Source organism: Streptomyces sp. NPDC048248 (assembly GCF_043201875.1).
Lineage (GTDB): Bacteria > Actinomycetota > Actinomycetes > Streptomycetales > Streptomycetaceae > Streptomyces.
The window spans coordinates 281,078-300,769 of the sequence record NZ_JBICZL010000002.1 but is presented as its reverse complement, the minus strand read 5'-3'; the positions used below and the strand labels follow the sequence as shown (position 1 = coordinate 300,769).

The window sequence follows — 19,692 nt, the reverse complement described above, 5'->3', positions numbered from 1 at the left end:
CAGGCGCCGGGTTGGCTGCCACGATGGCCCACGATGCGCATCACATGAACGAACGCTGTTCATGTACCTGACCCTGCATGCCTGAACTTCCGTACCGGAGAGGTGTGTTCATGGAACGTCGGCAATTCCTCGCCACGGGCGCCGCGCTGGCGGCCGGCACCGCACTGCCCGCCCTCACGGCCGGCGCCGCCCGCGCCACCACGGGCGCCCGCCCCGCCGACCGGCTGCCGCCCCGCGCCGAGATCGTCGCCGTACTGCGCCGGGTCGCCGACCACTGGATCGGCGCGCACGCCGACCCCGGGGACAACCAGTGGGCCCGCGCCACCTTCTTCAGCGGGCTGATGGCCCTGCACCGTCTCACCCGCGAGCCGCGCTACCTCGCGTACGCCCGCGGCTGGGCCGAGAAGCACGCCTACGGGCTGCACAACGGCGTCACCACCCGGCACGCCGACGACCACTGCGCGGGGCAGACCTACCTCGATCTGCACGCGCTGGACGCCACGCCGGACCCGGCGAAGATCGCCGCCATCGAGGACTCCCTGCAGCGCATGGTCCTGACCTCGGCCGAGAAGCACGACGACTGGTGGTGGGACGACGCACTGCACATGGCGATGCCGCCGTTCGCCCGGCTCGGTGCCCTGCGGCAGGACCCCGCCTACTGGGACGCGATGCACGCCCTCTACATCCACACCAGGGGCGCGGAAGGCGGGCCGGGCCTGTACGACCCCGCCGTCGGGCTCTGGTATCGCGACAAGCGGTTCCTGCCCGGTGGTATCGCCTCGCCCAACGGACGGCCGGTCCTCTGGTCGCGCGGCAACGGCTGGGTCGCCGGTGCCCATGTCAAGGTGCTCGGGGTCCTGCCGGCCTCGCACCCGCACGTCCCGGAATATCGCGCCGCACTCGTCGGTGAACTCACCGCGCTGCGTGCTGTCCAGCGCGCCGACGGGTTCTGGAACGTGAACCTCGCCGACCCCGAGCACCTGCCGGGCCCGGAGACCAGCGGCACCGCCTTCTTCACGTACGGCACGGCGTACGCGCTGCGCGCCGGGCTGCTCCCGCGGGAGACGTTCCGGCCGGTCGCCGCCCGTGCCTGGAACGGGATGGTCGCCACCGCGGTGCACCCCGACGGCTTCCTCGGATACGTGCAGAACGTGGGTGACCGCCCGGAGTCCAGTCAGCCGGTCGGGTACGGCACCACGGCGGACTTCGGCGTCGGCGGCTTCCTGATGGCGGGCACGGAGCTGGCGAAGACGGCGGGCTCCTGACGCCGGGTTCGGTGCGGGCCCGGTGCCGCCTCGTGGGGAGGGTGCCGGGCCCGTGCGTCCGGGGGCGACCACGGTCACGGCACCCCGGAGCAGGCCGTCGTCGGCCTCGGGGGGCAGGTCTTCCTGCGGCCCAACTCCCAGGACGCGGTGCGGGAGTTCCGCCCCTACTTCGACAGCGCGCCCGTCTACGGGCACGGCCCGTCGCTGGAGGAGTTCACCGAGCAGACCCCGCTCACCGTCGGCAGTCCGCAGGAAGCCGTCGACAAGACCCTCACCTTCCGTGAGTCCTTCGGCGACTACCAGCGCCAGCTCTTCCTGATCGACCACGCGGGTCTGCCGCTGAAGACCGTTCTGGAACAGCTCGACATCCTCGGTGAGGAGGTCGTCCCCGTGCTGCGCAAGGAATTCGCCGCGCGCCGGCCCGCCGGGGGGCGGACGCACCGACGCACCAGGCGCGGGTCGCGGCAGCCACCCGCTGAGGCCGCCGGGCGGGCGCTGCCGGCCGAGCCCGCGGGCCCGTGCTGTCGGGTGGCAGGAAAGCCCGGACGCCGCGCGCTTGACAAAGCGTCTTGCCGGGTCGGCAATGGAACAGATGGCAGACGACGATCTCGCACACGTACTGACCGCTGTGGGCCCGCGACTGAGGGCGCTGCGCCGTGAGCGCGGCACCACCCTGGCCCAATTGAGCGAGACCACAGGCATCTCGCTCAGTACCCTCTCGCGCCTGGAATCCGGCCTGCGCAAACCCACCCTGGAGCTGCTGCTGCCCCTGGCGAAGGCGTACGCCGTGCAGCTGGACGAACTGGTGGACGCGCCGGCCACCGGCGACCCGCGCCTGCACCCCCGGCCCTTCACCCGCGACGGCGTGACCTTCATCCCGCTGACCCGGCACCTCGGCGGGCTGCACGCCTACAAGCAGGTGGTGCCCGGCGCGCAACCGGGGGCGGCGGATCCGGAGCAGCGGGCGCACGAGGGCTATGAGTGGCTCTACGTGCTGGCCGGCCGTCTGAGGCTGCTGCTGGGTGAGCACGACGTCGTGCTCACCGCTGGGGAGGTCGCCGAGTTCGACACCCGCACTCCGCACGGGTGGTCCAGCGCCGGCCCGGAGCCGGTCGAATTCCTCAGTCTCTTCGGGGCGCAGGGGGAGCGCCTCCATGTGCGGGCCAGGCCCGCGCGCAAGTGACCCTGGCGACCCGCGACGGGCCGCCCTTAGCCGCGCCCGGGGTCGCATCCGGGCGAATGTGAGCTGCGGTCCGGCGCGCCGAGTGGGCGCTTCCACCGGGGCCCGTAACGCTTCCGGACACATATGGGCCCCGCCGATGCCCGCCGGCTCGGTGACCGAAGCGATCACGTTCTGGGGATGCGATGTCGAGCGAGGAGAACAAGAGGCTGGTTCGCCGCTTCTACGAGGAGATCGACCGGGGCAACCTGGACGCCATGGACGAGCTGGTCGCCGAGGACTACAAGGACCACTCACCGCCGCCCTTCCCGGGCTTCGCGGAGGGCCGGGAAGGGCTCAAACAGGTCTTCCGGTTGTTCTGGGAGGCGACTCCCGGGACGCACGAGATCGAGGACCAGGTCGCCGAAGGCGACAAGGTCGTCACCCGGCTGACCGCCCGCGGTGTCCACGAGGGCGACCTGCCGGGCATCCCCGCCACCGGGAACGCCCTCACGATGACGGGGACGGTCATCCACCGCATCGAGAACGGCAAGCTCGCGGAGAAGTGGTCGGACAAGGACCTGCACGGACTGCTGACGCAGCTGGGCGTGCTCCCGCCGCTCGGGGCGGCGCCGGAATGACCGGGACCGGCGCCCGGGGTCCGGGGTGTTTCCGCAGGCCCCGACGGACCTCGGTGGCGGCCGTGGTCAGCTCTGCCACATCCGGGTGAGCACGGCGTTCACCGCGTCCGGGCGGTCCTGGTGCGGGGTGTGGTCGGCGCCCTGCACCCGTACATGGCGTGCGCCGATCGCGTCGGCGAGGTACTCGCCGCAGGCGGCCAGCGCCGCTCCGGTGAAGTCGCGGTAGTCGGGGTGGGCTTCCTCCCACGAGCCGTTGATGACGACCTTGGGCATCCCGGCCTTGGCCAGCGGGCCGAGCGGGATCTGCGCGTCCCAGGCGGGCCGTTCGCGCATCGCGGACCGCGCGGCGCGCAGCAAGCGAGGTGTCGGCTGCGGCACCGGCAGGCCGTAGGGCTCGGTGGCACGCCGCAGGAAGTCCGCCGGGCTCGACTCCGCGTCGGCGCCCCCGAAAGCGGCGCGGATCCGCTCCAGCGCCGCCGCCACGACGGGGTGGCCGGCCGCGGTGCGAAGCGGCGACGGCTCGATGAGGGTGAGCGACTGGACGGCCTGCGGGCGGTCGGACGCGGCCAGCATGGCCGCCACCGCGCCGTAGGAGTGGCCGACCAAATGCGCGCCGTGTCCCAGCAGTTGGCGGACGTCCTCGGCGTCGACGGTGTAGTCGCTGCGGTCGATGTCCGGGCTGTCGCCGAAACCGCGCCGATCGACCAGTTCCAGGCGGAACATGTCGGCCAGCGGACGCTGCCCGGCGAAGCACTCCGTGCCCCAGCTCAACGTGCCGTGCACCAGCACCGCCCGCGGCGCGCCGGGCGTCGCCTCGTCCCACACCGTCACATGAAGTGGTTCACGGTTCATACGCCCCCACCCTAGGCCGTGGGCGACCCGCACGGAGCGCGTGGCGCGTCCCGTCGAAGGTCACAATCCGGCCAGCTCCGCGAGCACCCGAGCCTCCGCCAACTCCGTTGCCCCGCCCGCGACATCGTCGTGATCGGCGCTCCACAGCGCGCTCTCGACGGCACGCGCCACCGACCAGGCGAACAGCCGCGCGGGGTCTTCGCCCAGGACTTCGCCGACCAGCGTGCAGCGCTCCCGGAGCACCGGGCGCGGGTCCGGGTGTGTGAAGGGGTCGTCGACCTGCGTCAGCAGAGGCCACGGGTCGTACGCCGGGTCGCCGACCATCGGCTTGGGGTCGATGGCGAGCCAGGGCCGCCGCCGCGCCGCCAGCACATTGCCCGGGTTGAAGTCGCCGTGCACCACGACCTCGCGGGTGGCCGTGACCGGCAGCTTGCGCAGCAGGTCGGCGCCGAGCGCCACAAGACCCGGGTCGTAGCCCGGCCGCAGCCGGAACATCCGCTCCTGGAGCACGTCCGCCCACTCCGCGCACACCGCGTCGACCCGCTCCAGCCTGCCGTCCGGCGGAGTGGGTGCGGCCCACAGGTCGCGCAGCAGGCCGGCGGCGAGGGCGAGCCGCTCGGCGGGCGGCAGCGGGGAGTCGTCGAGCGGGGTGCCGGGGGTGCAGCGCTCGATCAGCAGCGCGCCGTGCTCGGGGTCCCAACGGTGCAGCCGGACGGCCCCGTTGCCGTCCCAGGCGTGCAGCCCGGGTGCCTCGCCCTCGGCCTCCCGGTGCGGCCAGGTCACCTTGAGCACCGCGGGCTCGCCGTCGGGCCCTTCCGCGGGCGCCACCCAGGAGCAGCTGCCGCCGTGGAACGGGGCGCCCAGTCGCAGCTCCCACCGCTCCTCGATCTCGCGGACGATGCCCGGCAGCCGGTCGAGCCAGGCACGCCCGGAGGGCGTCCGCCCCATCCGCGTGACCACGGGCAGGTCGGCGGGGAAGCGGTCGTCGTGCGGGGTGTGCGCCATCCGGGAAGCTTAGGCGGTGCCAGGAGGGTCACGGGCGGGGTCGGGCAGTCCCCTCGCTCCGGTCCCTTTCGGCCGGACAGTGCACCCCGCAGCCGTACGGGAAGGCTGCCCCGCGGGACGGTGAGCCGGATCACTCGGCGCGCGCCGCGCGGCACTCCCGTAAGCCGTCGCGCGACGATGTGAAACCCTGGTCGGACCACATCGGCGAGGCCAGGGAAGGACCGCAGGGCAGTGAGCGAGAGTGCGGCCGTCCGGCCCCGTAACCCGCGCGGACAGGGTGAGCGGCTGCGCGAGGAGCTGCTGCGGGCCACCGAACGCCTCCTGGAGCAGGTCGGCAGCGAGGACGCCCTGTCGCTGCGCGCCGTCGCCCGCGAGGCCGGTGTCGCCGCCCCCAGCATCTACCGTCACTTCGCCGACAAGACCGAGCTGGTCTGGGCGACCCTGGAGGTCAGCTACGAACGGCTGGCCCGCGCGATGGCCGAGGCCGCCGAGAAGGCGGACGGCGATGATCCGGTCGCTCGGCTGCGTGCCCAGCTGCGGGCCTACTGCCGGTACGCCATCGCGCACCCGGCCACCTACCGGCTGCTCTACGAGACGCGGCAGACCCCCGTCGGCCCCGAGCGGCTGGCGGGGCACCCGGCCGGACTGCTGGTGCGCAGCTGGAACGACGCGCTGACCGCGTGCGAGGAAGCGGGCCGGCGGGTGCGGTGCTCACGCTCGGAGGCGCCGTACGTGCTGTGGTCTTCCGTGCACGGCCGGGTGATGCTCTGGCAGGTCATGCCGAGCCGCAAGGACGCCCGCCGCCTGGACCGTTTCGTGGACGAGATCCTTCAGCTGCTGCTCGAGGACTGAGCGCGGCCGCCCGCGGGCGGCCGGTGCCGTGGGCGTGGCGTGCGGCGGGGGCCGCTCATCAGGGGCGGGCTCCCGTCGTGCGGTCCTTGCCGTTTCCGGCTGCCGCCGTGCCTCGTCGCCTGCAACGCTGCCACCCCGCCGTTTCGCCGTCGCCGACCCGTCACAGCCCCTGCCGCAGGCCCCGCCGTCGACCGTGTGTCCGGCGTGGTCACTTCCTGAGTTGCTGTCACTTCCGGTACCCCGATGCGTTTACGTGTCTATTACACATGTAAGTTTACGGGTGTTAGGCGAACGTTCGACTCTGAGCACGCCGCTGTCGGCGTGCGCGCGAGAAGCGAGATGAGCGAGATGACACTTTCCCCCGCCCCGGCGTCCCGGACCGCCCAGCCGTCGAGCGGCTGCCCCTTCGACCCGCCCCCGCTCTCGGATCTCCTCGACCAGGGGGACGACCCGCACGCCGCCCTCGCCGCCCTCCGCGCCGAGGAGAAGCTCTCCAAGGTCGCCCTTCCGGACGGCAGTTGGGCCTGGCTGGCCACCCGCTACGCCGACATCCGCGCCATCCTCGGGGACACCCGCTTCAGCTCCGACACCACCGTCCCCGGCTACCCCCTCAGCGGCATGACCGGCGGCACCAACACCGACAACCGCGGCTTCATCCGCATGGACCCGCCCGAGCACACCCGGCTGCGCCGGACGGTCACCCGGGAGTTCATGGTCAAACGCGTCGAGGCACTGCGCCCGGAGATCCAGCGCATCACCGACGAACTGTGCGACGCGATGGAGCGGGCACAGGGGCGCGAGAACGGGGGCGTTGACCTCGTCGAGGCGCTCGCGCTGCCCGTGCCCTCGCTGGTCATCAGCCTGCTCCTCGGCGTCCCCTACGACGACCACGACGTCTTCCAGGGGCTCACCGGCAAGCTGCTCTCCCGCGTCGTCCCCGACGACGAGCGGGAGGCCGCCCGCATCGAACTGCGCGACTACCTCGACCGGTTGGTCACCACGAAGGAGGCCGACCCGGGCGACGACATCCTCGGCCGCCTCATCGCCGAGCAGCAGCGCACCGGCGAGATCACCCACGACGAGGTGGCCGCCTTCGCCGCCCTGCTCCTGATCGCCGGGCACGAGACCACGGCCAACATGATCGGCCTCAGTGCGCTCACCTTGATGCGCGACCGTGAGTCCGCCGACCGGCTGCGCGAGGAGCCCGCGCTGATCCGCGGCGCCGTCGAGGAACTACTGCGCTTCCACAGCATCATCCGCAACGGCCCGCGCCGGGTCGCCACCGCCGACATCGAGATCGGCGGCCACCTCATCCGGGCCGGTGAGGGCGTCGTGGTGGCCGTACCGTCCGCCAACCGCGACGAGAACGTCTTCACCGACGCCGACCGGCTCGACGTGTGCCGCCCCAACGCCCAGCACCACGTCGCCTTCGGCTACGGCGTCCACCAGTGCCTGGGCCAGGCACTGGCCCGCGTCGAACTCCAGGTCGTCATCGGCACGCTGCTGCGCCGCTTCCCCACCCTGCGCCCGGCCGTACCGGTCGAGGACATCCCCTTCCGCAGCGACATGGCCATCTACGGCTGTCACGCCCTGCCCGTCACCTGGTGACACCGGGCGGCCGTCGTCCGCCCCGAGCCCCCCACGCACCCCCTCACCACCACGGAGTTCCGCCATGAAGATCACCCTTGACGCCGACAAGTGCTGCGCCGCCGGTCAGTGCGTACTGATCGCCCCCGAGGTCTTCGACCAGCGCGACGAGGACGGCGTGGTCGTCCTGCTCGACGCCGCGCCGCCCGCCGAGCAGCACGACGCGGTCCGCGAGGCCGCCGCCATCTGCCCGGCCGCCGTGATCGAGGTCCACGCGTGACCACCCGCCCGATCGCCGTCGTCGGCGCCTCCGCCGCGGGCCTCGCCGCGGCGGAGGCGCTGCGCCGGTTCGGCTGGACCGGACCGCTCACCCTCATCGGCGACGAACCCCACCTCCCCTACGACCGTCCGCCGCTGTCCAAGCAGTTGCTGCACGGCACGTGGGAGCCCGAGCGGCTGCTGCTGCGCACCGCGGGCCAACTGGACCCGCTCGGTCTCGACCTGCGGCTCGGCACCCGGGCCACCGGCCTCGACGCGGCCACCAGGACGCTCACTCTGGACGGCGGCGAACGACTCACCTGCGCCGGCGTCATCATCGCGACCGGCGTCGCCGCCCGCGCGCTGCCCGGGGCGGAGCACCTCGCCGGAGTGCACACCCTGCGCACGCTCGACGACGCTCTCGCACTGCGCGACCGGCTGACCGGCCCCGAGCGGCGCCTGGTGATCGTCGGCAATGGCGTCCTGGGCTGCGAAGCGGCCGCGGTGGCACGCGAACTGGGCCACGAGGTCACCCTCGTCGGCCGCGACCCCGTACCGATGGCGCGTGCCCTCGGCGCCGAGGTCGGCACCCTGCTCGCCGAGGAGCACCGCGCCCACGGGGTGCGCCTGCTCACCGCCGACGTGGACGGATTCGACACGGCGGCGTCCGCCGGGGCCGAGGCCGCACAGGTCACCGCCGTGCGGCTGACCGACGGGACGCGTATCCCCGCCGACAGCGTGCTGCTGGCCATCGGCTCGGACCCCGCCGTGCAGTGGCTCGACGACCCGGCCCTGGACACCGTCGACGGGCTGCGCTGCGACGCGTACTGCGCCGCCGCCCCCGGCATCTACGCCGCGGGCGACGTGGCCCGCTGGGACCATCCCGTCCACGGCCGTCCGCTGCGCTTCGAGCATCGGACCAATGCCACCGAGCAGGGCATGGCCGCCGCCCGCAACCTGCTGGCGGAACTGGCCGCCGAGACCGTCCCGGCCGAGCCCTCGGACCCGGCGGCCGACGGCGCCCCGGCACCGCAGCGCCGCCCCTTCGCCCCCGTGCCGTACTTCTGGTCCGACCAGTACGACATCAAGATCCAGGCGTACGGACTGACCGCGGACGCCGACCGCGCGGAGACCATCGTCCTGGACCACGGCGCACGCCGCACCGTCACCCTCTACGGCCGCGACGGCACCGCCACCGGCATCGTCGCGACCGGGCTGCCGCCCCGGCAGGTGCGGGCACTGCGCGCGGTCATCGCCACCCCCCTTCCCTGGGAGGAGGCGCGCGAGCGCGTCGGCGCCGCCATCACTCCCGGCTGACCGTGCCCGATCATGGAGGGATGACCGACTCGTACGTACGGGTGCGCGGCGCCCGTGAGCACAACCTCCGCACCGTCGATGTGGACATCCCGAGGGACGCCCTGGTCGCGTTCACCGGGGTGTCCGGATCGGGCAAGTCCTCGCTGGCCTTCGGCACCCTCTACGCCGAGGCCCAGCGCCGCTACTTCGAGTCGGTCGCCCCCTACGCCCGGCGGCTGATCCACCAGGTCGGCGCCCCGAAGGTCGAGGACATCACAGGGCTGCCGCCCGCGATCGCCCTGGAGCAGCGCCGCTCCGCGCCCACCTCGCGCTCCTCGGTCGGCACCGTCACGACGCTCTCCAACACGCTGCGGATGCTGTTCTCGCGGGCGGGCGACTACCCGGCGGGCGCCGACCGGCTCGACTCCGACGCCTTCTCGCCCAACACCGCCGTCGGCGCCTGCCCCGAGTGCCACGGCCTGGGCCGGGTCCACCGGGTCACCGAGGAGTCCCTCGTCCCCGACCCCTCGCTGTCCGTCCGCGACGGCGCCATCGCCGCCTGGCCCGGCGCCTGGCAGGGCAAGAACCTCCGCGACATCCTCGACGCCCTGGGCCATGACGTCGACCGGCCCTGGAGGGAACTGCCGCAGGCCGACCGCGACTGGATCCTGTTCACCGACGAACAGCCGGTCGTCACCGTCCACCCGGTGCGCGACGTCGGGCGCATCCAACGCCCCTACCAGGGCCAGTACATGAGCGCCAGACGCTACGTCCTGCACACCTTCGCCGACTCCAAGAGTGAGACGCTGCGCAAACGGGTCCAGGGCTTCATGGTCGCGGAGCCCTGCCCGGTGTGCGCCGGACGGCGGCTGCGCCCGGAAGCCCTGGCCGTCACCTTCGCCGGCCATGACATCGCCACCCTCGCGGGCCTGCCGCTGAGCGCCCTGGCCGAGCTGCTGCGCCCCACCGCGCAGGCGCCTGACGAGGGGGTGGCGCCGACCCTGGCCCGCGACCTGGTGGCCCGCATCGAGATCCTCACCGAACTCGGCCTCGGCTATCTGAGCACCGACCGGCCCTCGCCGACCCTCTCCGCGGGCGAACTCCAGCGGCTGCGGCTGGCCACCCAGCTGCGCTCCGGCCTCTTCGGCGTCGTCTACGTCCTCGACGAGCCGTCCGCGGGTCTCCACCCCGCCGACACCGAGTCCCTGCTCACGGTGCTGGGCCGGCTCAAGGAAGCCGGCAACTCACTGTTCGTCGTCGAGCACGACATGGATGTGGTCAGGCGTGCCGACTGGATCGTGGACGTCGGCCCCCGGGCCGGGGAGCACGGCGGACAGGTGCTGCACAGCGGGCCGGTCGACGCGCTCGCCGACGTCACCGGCTCGGCCACCCGCCGTTTCCTCTTCGACACCGAGCCGCCAGCGCCCCGCACACCCCGCAGCCCCTCCGGAACGCTGACCCTGCGCGGCGTCACCCTGCACAACCTCCGGGGTGTGGACGCCGCCTTCCCGCTCGGTGTCTTCACCGCCGTCACCGGCGTCTCCGGTTCCGGCAAGTCGACGCTGGTCACCCGCGTCCTGGCCGAAGCGGTCCGCGAGCACCTGGGCGCGGAGCAGGGCAGGCCGGACGCCGGTGACGTGGCGGAGCCGGACGCCGGGCCCATGGCCACCGCCCAACTCACCGCCGTCCACGGCCTGGAGACGATCGGCCGGCTGGTGCGCGTCGACCAGAAGCCGATCGGCCGCACCCCCCGGTCCAACCTCGCCACCTACACCGGGATGTTCGACGCCGTCCGCAAGGTGTTCGCGGCCACCGAGGAGGCCCGCGCTCTCGGGTACACCGCGGGGCGGTTCTCCTTCAACGTCACCGGCGGCCGGTGCGAGACCTGCCAGGGCGAGGGGTTCGTCGCCGTCGAACTGCTCTTCCTGCCCGGCACCTACGCGCCCTGCACCGACTGCCACGGCGACCGCTACAACCCCGAGACGCTCCGGATCACCTACCGCGGCCGGAACGTCGCCGACGTCCTGGGGATGACCGTCGACACCGCCGCGGACTTCCTCGCCGACGTCCCCGCGGCCGCCCGCAGCCTGCGCACCCTCCAGGACGTGGGCCTTGGCTACCTCCGCCTGGGCCAGCCCGCGACGGAACTGTCCGGCGGCGAGGCCCAGCGCATCAAGCTCGCCGCCGAGCTCCAGCGCGCCCGGCGCGGCCACACCCTCTACCTCCTGGACGAACCCACCACCGGCCTCCACCCGGCCGACACCGAGGTCCTGCTGCGGCAGTTGCACGGCCTGGTGGACGCCGGCAACACGGTGGTCGTCGTCGAGCACGACATGGCGGTCGTCGCGGGTGCCGACCACGTCATCGACCTGGGGCCGGGCGGCGGGGCCGAGGGCGGCAGGATCGTGGCGGAGGGGACGCCGGAGGAGGTGGCGTCCGCGCCCGGCAGCCGTACCGCGCCCTATCTCGCCCGTGACAGGGCAAGGCCCGGGCGTTCTTGACGGTCGGATAATCTACGCAGGTCACATCACCGTGCAGCAACGTGCAGCAAGACGAAGGGGGCACCTCTCGTGGCAGACATCGAGAAGGCCAGGGCGGAGTTCGACCGGTTCGACGCGGACAAGGACGGCCTGGTCACGGCGGACGAGTTCAAGCGGGCGATGGCCGAGATGGGTGACCCGTTCGTCACCGGCCCGATCGCCGAGGCGGTCATCAAGTCCAAGGACAGCAACAGCGACGGCCGGCTGTCCTTCGACGAGTTCTGGCAGGCCCTGGAGAAGTGACGCCCGCCCCCTGACGTCCGCTCCTCCGGTACGTCTGCCGCCCGCGGACCGGCCGCGCGACGCCGGCCGGTCCGAAGACGGGCAGCGCCGGCGTGCCCGTTCGGGCCGGCCGTGCCGACCGGCCCGGACACAGCGAACCGCGGACGGCGGGTACGGCTCGCCCGTCCGCGGCTCGATGCCTGCTCCCCGGGGCCGTCGGTGACCGGCCCGGGGCCACGCTACTTCCCCGCGGTGCCCACCGGCGGTGGCGCCGAGCCCTCGCCCGTGCCCCAGCCGGACGGCTTCGTCCCCAGGGTGAAGGCCAGCTCACGTCCCGAGCGCAGATCGCCTGTGGTCAGATACGTCTGCTCCCGCGCTGCGCCGCCGAGACGGACCGACCGCACGTAGCGCAGGTCGGACGAGGTGCCGGGCGCGGTGACGCTGAAGTGGCCGGCCGGGAAGTACCGCCGGTCCAGCGTCAGGTCGACCCGGTCGAAGACCGGTGTGCTCAGCCCCCAGGTGTCGGTGCCCGGCTGTACCGGGAAGATCCCGATCGACGAGAGCACCATCCACGCCGACATGGTCCCCAGATCGTCGTTCCCGGTCATACCGCTCGGCGTGTCGGTGAAGAGGGTCAGCGCGGCATGCACCACGTCGGTGGTCTTCCACGGCCGACCGGTGGACAGATAGGTGTAGGGCGCGATCAGATCGGGCTCGTTCTGCGGGTTGTACTTGTCCGCGTTGTAGTAGTCGTACGGGCCGTTGACCCACACCTCGCGCGCCGTCTTCTCCGGGTCCTTCAGCAGGTCCTGGTAGGCGAAGAAGGAGTCGAGCCGCTGGTCGGCCTTCTCCTTGCCGCCGATCAGGGCCAGCGTCCCCGGCAGATCCTGCGGCACCAGCCATTGGTACTGCCAGGAGGTGCCCTCGTGGAAGCCCTCGCTCTTGGCCGGATCCGCGGGACCGGTGAAGGCGCCCTTCCCGTCGCGTGCCCGGAAGAAGCCGGTCGACGGGTCGAAGATCCTGCGGTAGTTCTGGGCGCGGGCGGCATACCGGTCGGCGTCGGCGTCGTGCCCCAGGTCGCGCGCCATCTGGGCCAGCATGGCGTCCGACAGGGCGTATTCGAGGGTCGCCGACGCACCGTGGTCGAAATCGGAGTCGCCGGGCTTGGCGTGCTCGCGGCCCTTGAGGAACGGCACGAAACCGTCCTCAAGGTATTCCGCGTTGCCCTCGCGGCCGACGGCGGGCGAGTCGGCAGGCGGCACGCCGTCCGCGTTCTTCTTCAGGGCCGCGTACGCCTCCTCCTCATGCCCCCGCAACAGCCCCTGCTGATAGGCGTTGGTGAGGAACGGCGTGACCGGGTCGCCCGTCATGATGTTCGTCTCGACCGTTCCGTAGCCCCACTTCGGAAGCCAGCCGCTCTCCCTGTCGATCCGCAGCACCGACAGCGCCATGTCGCGCGACTCCCGTGGCGCCAGGAGCGCCAGAAGTTGCGCCTGGGTGCGGTAGGTGTCCCACAGTGACCAGTTCTGGTAGTAGGTGAACCCCCCGTCCTCGGTGGCGCGGTGGGTCTTGCGGTCCCATCCGGTGTAGCGGCCGTCCACATCGCTGCCGATGTTCGGCGCGAGGAAGGACCGGTAGAGGGAGGAGTAGAAGGTGCGGCGCAGCGTCGTGTCGCCGCCCTGGGCCCGGACCAGCCCGAGCCGCCGCTCCCACTCGGCGTTCGCCGCGGCCTTCGTCCGGTCGAAGGAACGGCCGCCCTCGGCCCGGAGGTTGCGGGCCGCGCCCGGGGCGTCGACATAGCTGATGGCGGTGGTCGCCTCGACGGTGCGGTCGGTGCGGGTGTCGAAGCGCGCGTAGGCGCCGTGCCGGCCGGTGGCCGTCGAGTCCCGGGAGCCGGCCGTCACCTTGTCGCCGTCCCAGGTTCCGTACGAGGTGAACGGCCGGTCGAAGCGGGTGAGGGTGTGCAGGGTGTACGGCTCGGTGTCCTGGCAGAAGCCGCGGCCGGTGATGCTGGTGCGGATGGTGCGCGAGTCGAGCACCTCGACGCGGGTGGAGACCGTGCTGTGCAGCGACTGGCCCGTGTTGAGCAGCACGTTGGCCTTGTCGGTGGCCGGGAAGGTGTAGCGCTGCTTGCCGGTTCGCTCGGTGGCGGTCAGCTCGGCGGTGATCCCGCCGTACGACTTCAGGCCCACACGGTAGTAACCGGGACGGGCCGATTCGTCGTCGTGGGTGTAGGAGGCGGCGTATTTCGCGTAGTCGGTCTCGGTGATGTCGCCCGTCGTGGGCAGCACCGGCAGATCACCGCCGAGGCCGCAGCCGACGCCGGAGATGTGCACCGAGCTGAAGCCGCGGATGTGGTCGTCGTCGTAGCCGTAGCCGGTGGTGTGGCCGGTGTCGGGGGAGAGCTGCACCATGCCGAACGGTACGGCGGCGCCCGGATAGGTGTTGCCGTCGTGCCGGCTGCCGATGAAGGGGTTGACCAGGTCGGTGAGCGGGCCGGCGGGCGGTTCGGCCCGCGCGGCGGGGGCCGCGAGCGCGCCCCCGATGAGCGCGGCCGCCAGCACCGCGCCTGCGGTGCGCAGCCGGGTGCGACTGAGCCATGGCATGGATCGGACCTCCGGGATCGTGGCCGCGTGGCCGGCCGGCCGGGCGGTCAGCGGGCCCGGTCGGCAGACAACGTTGTCAGAGCGCGCTCATTCTTGGTGCCGACCCGGCGGGCGTCAAGGGTCGGCGTCGAGGGAACTCCGGCGTGTCCGGGCCACGCGAGTGCGGGTGGCCCGGACAGCCGAAAGGCAGGCGCGGTTGGAGCCGTTCAGGGGAGGGCGCGCCCCGGTGCGCGGGATGCCGGAGCGGTGTGCACGGCGCCGCCGCGCCCCCGGACACCGCGGGCCGGTGCGGCCCCCACCGTCAGGACGTGCCGCAGGGCATCGAGGCCGGGTCGGACGCGTCCTTGATGAGCGCGCGATGCGCCGCCGCCAGACGCTTCACATCCGGCTTGACCACCTTGCGGTCGTAGGTCAGCAGTCCGTTCAACTCGCCCTCCACATCGCTGATCTGGGTGTAGACGGCGCCGTTGCCGCCCTGGCAGGCCAGCGTGCGGACATGCGCGAGCTCCGCGAGGTAGTCGTCCGTGTACGCGGCCTGGTCCACCCCGACGTAGGTGTGCTGCACCGGCCAGGCGTGGCCCGGTACGGCCAGACCGAGACCGCCGTACTCGCCGCTGACCAGGGCGCGTCTGCCGTCCGGGGCGGGCAGTTGGGCGCGGGGATAGCCATGGGCGTCCGCCACGTCGCCGTTGCCGCCGTCCTGGGCGCCGCAGCAGTTGAGGCCGCTCATGTTGTTCACCAGCCGGGTCGGGTCCCACGCCTTGGCCTGGTCGGCGACGCGGGCCTGGTCGTACTGCCCCCAGCCCTCGTTGAAGGTGACCCACATGATGACCGAAGGGCTGCTGACGTGCTCGTCGATCATCTGCTTCATCTCGCGCTCGTACTGCGCGCGGGCCGGCTGGGACGGCTCGACGGTATTCATCGCCGGCATGTCCTGCCACACCATCAGGCCCAGCTTGTCCGCCCAGTGGAACCAGCGGTCCGGCTCGACCTTGATGTGCTTGCGCACCGAGTTGAAGCCCATGGCCTTGTGCATCTTCAGGTCGTACGCCAGCGCCTCGTCGGTCGGCGCGGTGTGCAGTCCGTCCGGCCAGAAGCCCTGGTCCAGGGTGGCCATCGAGAAGACGGGCTTGCCGTTGAGGACGGTCCGCGGGACGCCGTCGACCTTCTCGACGCCGATCGAGCGCATGCCGAAGTAGCTGCCGATCCGGTCGGTGCGGGAGCCGGAGCCGACGGTCACCTTCAGGTCGTACAGATGCGGATCGTCCGGCGACCACAGGTGTGCGTCGGGGACCGGCACCTTGATCGGGCCGTCGCCGGTGCCGCTCGCCCGGCCGACCTCGCGCCTGCCGTCGTAGGCGATCGCGGTCACCGGGACGCCGTCGCGCACCCCGTGGGCCTCGACGGACACCGTGCTGCCGGGGACGTCGGGGGTGAGTTCGAGGCTGTCTGCGTGGTCGGCGGCGACCGGTTCCATCCAGACCGTCTGCCAGATGCCGGAGGAGGCGGTGTACCAGATGCCGCTGGGGTCCAGCCGCTGCTTGCCGATGGGCGGGCTCTCGCCGTCCTCGGCGTCGGTCGGGTCGTAGACCCCTACGATCAACTCCTGTGTGCGGCCCGGCCGCAGTGCGTCGGTGATGTCCACGGAGAACCGGTCGTAGCCGCCCTTGTGCGCGGTGACCTTCTTGCCGTTGACATACACCTCGGCCTGCCAGTCCACCGCGCCGAAGTTGAGGTCGAGCCGCCGCGAGCTGCCGATCTTCCAGTCCGCGGGGACGGTGAACGTCCTGCGGTACCACATCCGGTCCTCGTGCCGTTCGATCCCGGAGAGCTGCGACTCCACCGGGTAGGGGACCAGGATCTTCTCCGCCAGCTGCTTGCCCACGGGCGGGGCGTCACCCTTGTCCGCCGCCGCGAACTGCCACTCGCCGTTGAGATTGCGCCACTTGTCGCGGGTGAGCTGCGGACGCGGGTATTCCGGCAGGGCGTTGTCCTTGCTGACGTCGTCGGCCCACTCGGTGCGCAGCTGGTAGGTCGACTCGTTGGTGCCGCCGGCCCAGTAGGCGGCGATGTCCTTGCCCTGCGCGGTGACCAGGCCGCCCTCGCCGTCGTAGTGCAGATCGGCCTGTCCGCCCTGGCCGACGACCGGCTCGTCAAGGGCGATCAGCAGTCTGGACGGGTCGCCGGAGTCGAGCCTGGCCTTGCCCAGAGGCCAACGCGCGCCGCCGATCACCGCGTCGAGGTGGTCGGTGAAGGCTGCCGGGGGAGCGGCGAGGTCCTGGGGGAAGTCCAGACGGAGGGTGCGGCCGTCGGGCCGGACGGAGGCGGCGGTCGGGCCGTCGTAGTCGAAGCCGTCGGGGAGGGTGAAGGCGCTCTGCGGGACCGGGGTCTTCGTGCCTCCGGGCGGAATCCAGTTCAGGTGGAGGTTGGATCCGCCGATGTGCTCGAAGTACTCGATCTTGATGTCGTAGGCGTGGCCGGCTGCCAGGTCCACGGCGGGCGAGGTCTGCTCCTTGTCCCAGTCGTCGACCCAGTGGTCGATGGCCGGTTTGCCGTCGATCCAGAGCCGGAAGCCGTTGTCGCCGGTCATCGCGAAGGTGTACGCGCCGCTGGTGGCGGGCGTGAGCTTGCCCGTCCAGCGGACCGTCGCGTCATCGGCCCGGCCGGTGGCCTGTTCCAGCCGGGAGTCCAGGTTCGCGAAGTCGATCAGGGGGTCGACGGCGGTCGCCTTGAGTTCGTCGAAGTCGAAGGCGCCCGGGGCGGATTGGGTGAAGTAGTCGCCCTTCAGGCCGTGGACGGCGGCGGGGGCGTCGTCGCGATCCGCGGCGGGCGCGGCGGACGCGTCGGCGCCGCCGGGAGTGAGGGAGAGCAGCGCGGCGGCGAGAGTGGCCGCCAGCGCGGCGCCGAGGGGTCGGTGGCTGTATTTTCCGCGGCTTGCACGTCTTCCACGTGCGCGACCGGGGCGGGTGGGCAGGAACGGAGAACGCACAGGACCTCCGAGGTCGGTTCCTTCCGGCTCTGCCCCTTGCTTCCGCCATCTTGTATAACGTTGGAAACAAGGGCAGTTGGCATGACAGCACGCCGTCTGCACTCTGTCCAGGGCCATGACAACGGCCGGTTCCGGGGCGCCGGATCGGCACGGGAGGAAGTCCGATGAGGGTCAGCCTCAAGGATGTGGCGCAGCGCGCCGGCGTCTCGATCAAGACCGTGTCGAACGTCGTGAACAACTACCAGCACGTCACCCCCGCGATGCGGGCGCGCGTCCAGCAGGCCATCGACGAGCTCGGCTACCGCCCCAACCTCACCGCCCGCCACCTGCGCAAAGGGCGTACCGGCATCATCGCCCTGGCACTGCCGGAACTGGGCAATCCCTACTTCGCCGAACTGGCCGGAGCGGTGGTCGACGCGGCGGCCCGGCACGACTACACCGTGCTGCTCGACCACACCGGCGGGCTGCGCGAGCGCGAGATCCTGGTCAGCCAGGGCTTCAGCGCCCGGGTCATCGACGGGCTGATCCTCAGCCCCATCGAGCTGGAGACCGAGGACCTGCGTGCCCGCAGCGACGACGCCCCGCTGGTCCTGCTCGGCGAGCGGCGCTACGACCTGCCGCACGACCACATCGCCATCGACAACATCGCCGGGGCGCGGGCCGCCGTGCGTCATCTGCTCGACCTCGGGCGGCGCCGGATCGCCTTCCTCGGCGCCCGCAGGGACCGCACGCACCAGCCCGCCCATCTGCGACAACTGGGCTGGCAGGCGGAGTTGGCGGCGTCCGGCGTCGCCGAGGAGGCGAGCCTGATCGGGCCCACGCAGGGCTGGGAGCGGTCGGACGGCGCCGGCGCGATGGCGGCGCTGCTGGACGCCGGACAGCGGCCGGACGCGGTGTTCGCCTACAACGACCTGATCGCGATCGGGGCGATGCGGGTGCTGTTCGAGCGCGGGCTGCGGGTGCCGGAGGACGTGGCGGTGGTGGGGTTCGACGACATCACCGAGGGGCGGTTCGGCGCCGTCACGCTGACCACCATCGCGCCGGACAAGCAGGCCATCGCCCGGCTGGCGGTGGAGTCGATCATCGCGAGTCTGGCGGGCGAGGAGAACCGCCCGCGCCAACTCCAGCCGGAATTCGCCCTGGTGGCGCGGGAGAGCACGCTCGGCCGGCGGTGAACCGCGCCGTACGAGTCCTTGCGCGAAGGGTTTACAGCGCCCTTCCAACGTTATAAATATCGCTGCGGACAACGGACTTGATCGCCCGAGATGGGGTTCTGCCATGCATCCGTACGCTCGTCGACACCGTTCCGCCCTGGTCGCGGGGCTCGCCCTGAGCCTGGCCCTGACCGTCACCTCCTGCGCCAAGTCCGAGGACGACGGCGCGAAGCCGGCCGGTGCGGCCGGCTCCGGCGGGGAGCAGGCGGTCGAGGGACCGTCCGCGGGCAGCAAGGCCGGCTGCACCCTCGACGCCTACGGCGCCGGGAAACTCGACCTGAAGAAGGCCACGGTCGGCTTCTCCCAGTCGGAGAAGGAAGCCAATCCGTTCCGGATCGCCGAGACCGCCTCCATCAAGGCCGAGGCCGAGAAGCGCGGCATCCGGCTGCTCGCCGCCAACGCCCAGTCGCAGTTCTCCAAGCAGATCAGCGACGTCCAGGACCTGATCGCCAAGGGCGTGGACCTGCTGGTCATCGCGCCGCTGAACTCCGACGGCTGGGACCCGGTGCTCAGCGCGGCGGCCGCCCGGCACATCCCCGTCGTCACCATCGACCGCAAGATCAACGCCAAGCCCTGCAAGGACTACGTCAGCTTCATCGGCTCCGACTTCGTCGCCCAGGGCGAGCGGGCCGCCGACCGGATGATCGAGGCGACCGGCGGCAAGGGGGAGGTCGCCATCCTGCTGGGCGCTGCCGGCAACAACGTCACCACCGAGCGGACCAAGGGCTTCAAGGACCGGATCCGGGCCAAGGCCCCGAAGCTGAAGGTGGTCTTCCAGCAGACCGGCGACTTCGCCCGTGAGAAGGGCCAGCAGGTCACCGAGCAGCTCATCCAGTCCAGGCCCGGCATCGACGGCATCTACGCCGAGAACGACGAGATGGGCCTGGGGGCGGTCAACGCCCTCAAGGGCGCGGGCAAGAAGCCCGGCGCGGTGAAGATCGTCACCGTCGACGGCACCCGGAGCGCCGTTCAGGGCATCATCGACGGCTGGATCGACGGCGTCATCGAGTCCAACCCCCGCTTCGGCCCGCTCGCCTTCGCGACGCTTGACGCCTTCACCCGGGGCAAGAAGGTCTCCCAGGACATCGTCATCCGCGACAGCGCCTACACCGACGCCAATGCCGAGGCCGACCTCGGCAAGGCCTTCTGACGATGCGTCTGCCACGGCCGGCGCGTCCGGACCGCACAGCGTCCACCGGTGCACCG

The 19,692-nt window shown here is 72.1% G+C and carries 15 protein-coding genes and 1 pseudogene; 12 read left to right on the top strand and 4 right to left on the bottom strand.

Going from position 1 to position 19,692, the window contains the following annotated elements; all coding sequences use genetic code 11:
- Window positions 1-110: 110 nt before the first annotated feature.
- From ACGFZW_RS04535 to ACGFZW_RS04520, 4 genes and pseudogenes are all read left to right on the top strand, one after another.
- Window positions 111-1,265, top strand: coding sequence for a glycoside hydrolase family 88 protein (locus ACGFZW_RS04535; RefSeq protein WP_393891532.1), 1,155 nt, complete (start codon window positions 111-113; stop codon window positions 1,263-1,265).
- 69 nt (window positions 1,266-1,334) lie between these two features.
- Window positions 1,335-1,744: pseudogene (locus ACGFZW_RS04530) on the top strand (5,10-methylene tetrahydromethanopterin reductase); the annotation flags it as partial.
- 113 nt (window positions 1,745-1,857) lie between these two features.
- Window positions 1,858-2,448 (top strand): helix-turn-helix domain-containing protein, encoded by a 591-nt coding sequence (locus ACGFZW_RS04525; RefSeq protein WP_393891531.1) that lies wholly within the window; start codon window positions 1,858-1,860, stop codon window positions 2,446-2,448.
- Window positions 2,449-2,630: 182 nt separating this feature from the next.
- On the top strand, window positions 2,631-3,065 hold the full coding sequence (locus ACGFZW_RS04520) for an ester cyclase (RefSeq protein WP_393891530.1): 435 nt from the start codon (window positions 2,631-2,633) through the stop codon (window positions 3,063-3,065).
- A 66-nt stretch (window positions 3,066-3,131) separates the two neighbouring features.
- On the opposite strand, the gene ACGFZW_RS04515 is transcribed toward ACGFZW_RS04520, so the two are convergent.
- Both ACGFZW_RS04515 and ACGFZW_RS04510 read right to left on the bottom strand, forming a co-directional pair.
- Complete coding sequence (locus tag ACGFZW_RS04515) at window positions 3,132-3,917, bottom strand: alpha/beta fold hydrolase (RefSeq protein WP_393891529.1); 786 nt, start codon at window positions 3,915-3,917, stop codon at window positions 3,132-3,134.
- Window positions 3,918-3,977: 60 nt separating this feature from the next.
- A complete protein-coding gene (locus ACGFZW_RS04510) occupies window positions 3,978-4,922 on the bottom strand; it encodes an aminoglycoside phosphotransferase family protein (RefSeq protein WP_393891528.1) in 945 nt (314 codons plus the stop codon).
- Window positions 4,923-5,153: 231 nt separating this feature from the next.
- Between ACGFZW_RS04510 and ACGFZW_RS04505 the strand changes: the two genes are divergently transcribed.
- From ACGFZW_RS04505 to ACGFZW_RS04480, 6 genes are all read left to right on the top strand, one after another.
- Window positions 5,154-5,774, top strand: coding sequence for a TetR/AcrR family transcriptional regulator (locus ACGFZW_RS04505; RefSeq protein ID WP_393891527.1), 621 nt, complete (start codon window positions 5,154-5,156; stop codon window positions 5,772-5,774).
- A 348-nt stretch (window positions 5,775-6,122) separates the two neighbouring features.
- Window positions 6,123-7,382, top strand: a complete 1,260-nt coding sequence (locus ACGFZW_RS04500; protein WP_393891817.1) for a cytochrome P450 — start codon at window positions 6,123-6,125, stop codon at window positions 7,380-7,382.
- A 64-nt stretch (window positions 7,383-7,446) separates the two neighbouring features.
- Window positions 7,447-7,641: a ferredoxin gene (locus ACGFZW_RS04495; protein ID WP_393891526.1), complete on the top strand. Its 195-nt coding sequence runs from the start codon at window positions 7,447-7,449 to the stop codon at window positions 7,639-7,641.
- On the top strand, window positions 7,638-8,936 hold the full coding sequence (locus ACGFZW_RS04490) for an NAD(P)/FAD-dependent oxidoreductase (RefSeq protein ID WP_393891525.1): 1,299 nt from the start codon (window positions 7,638-7,640) through the stop codon (window positions 8,934-8,936). Before ACGFZW_RS04495 ends, ACGFZW_RS04490 begins: the two co-directional genes overlap by 4 nt.
- A 20-nt stretch (window positions 8,937-8,956) precedes the next feature.
- Window positions 8,957-11,416 carry an excinuclease ABC subunit UvrA gene (gene uvrA, locus ACGFZW_RS04485; RefSeq protein ID WP_393891524.1) on the top strand — a complete coding sequence of 820 codons (2,460 nt, stop codon included), beginning with the start codon at window positions 8,957-8,959 and terminating at the stop codon, window positions 11,414-11,416.
- A 69-nt stretch (window positions 11,417-11,485) separates the two neighbouring features.
- Window positions 11,486-11,698 carry an EF-hand domain-containing protein gene (locus tag ACGFZW_RS04480; protein WP_393891523.1) on the top strand — a complete coding sequence of 71 codons (213 nt, stop codon included), beginning with the start codon at window positions 11,486-11,488 and terminating at the stop codon, window positions 11,696-11,698.
- Window positions 11,699-11,916: 218 nt separating this feature from the next.
- Here the strand turns inward: ACGFZW_RS04480 and ACGFZW_RS04475 are convergent, their stop codons facing one another.
- Together ACGFZW_RS04475 and ACGFZW_RS04470 are read right to left on the bottom strand one after the other, a co-directional pair.
- The gene (locus ACGFZW_RS04475) at window positions 11,917-14,283 is read right to left on the bottom strand and encodes a GH92 family glycosyl hydrolase (protein ID WP_393891522.1); all 2,367 of its coding nucleotides are present in this window, start codon (window positions 14,281-14,283) and stop codon (window positions 11,917-11,919) included.
- A 301-nt stretch (window positions 14,284-14,584) separates the two neighbouring features.
- Window positions 14,585-17,389, bottom strand: a complete 2,805-nt coding sequence (locus ACGFZW_RS04470) for a PA14 domain-containing protein (protein ID WP_393891521.1) — start codon at window positions 17,387-17,389, stop codon at window positions 14,585-14,587.
- Window positions 17,390-17,436: 47 nt separating this feature from the next.
- On the opposite strand from ACGFZW_RS04470, the gene ACGFZW_RS04465 reads away from it, so the two are divergent.
- Together ACGFZW_RS04465 and ACGFZW_RS04460 are read left to right on the top strand one after the other, a co-directional pair.
- Complete coding sequence (locus tag ACGFZW_RS04465; RefSeq protein ID WP_393891520.1) at window positions 17,437-18,447, top strand: LacI family DNA-binding transcriptional regulator; 1,011 nt, start codon at window positions 17,437-17,439, stop codon at window positions 18,445-18,447.
- 103 nt (window positions 18,448-18,550) lie between these two features.
- Window positions 18,551-19,636, top strand: coding sequence for an ABC transporter substrate-binding protein (locus tag ACGFZW_RS04460; RefSeq protein ID WP_393891519.1), 1,086 nt, complete (start codon window positions 18,551-18,553; stop codon window positions 19,634-19,636).
- The last annotated feature ends 56 nt before the right edge of the window (window positions 19,637-19,692 follow it).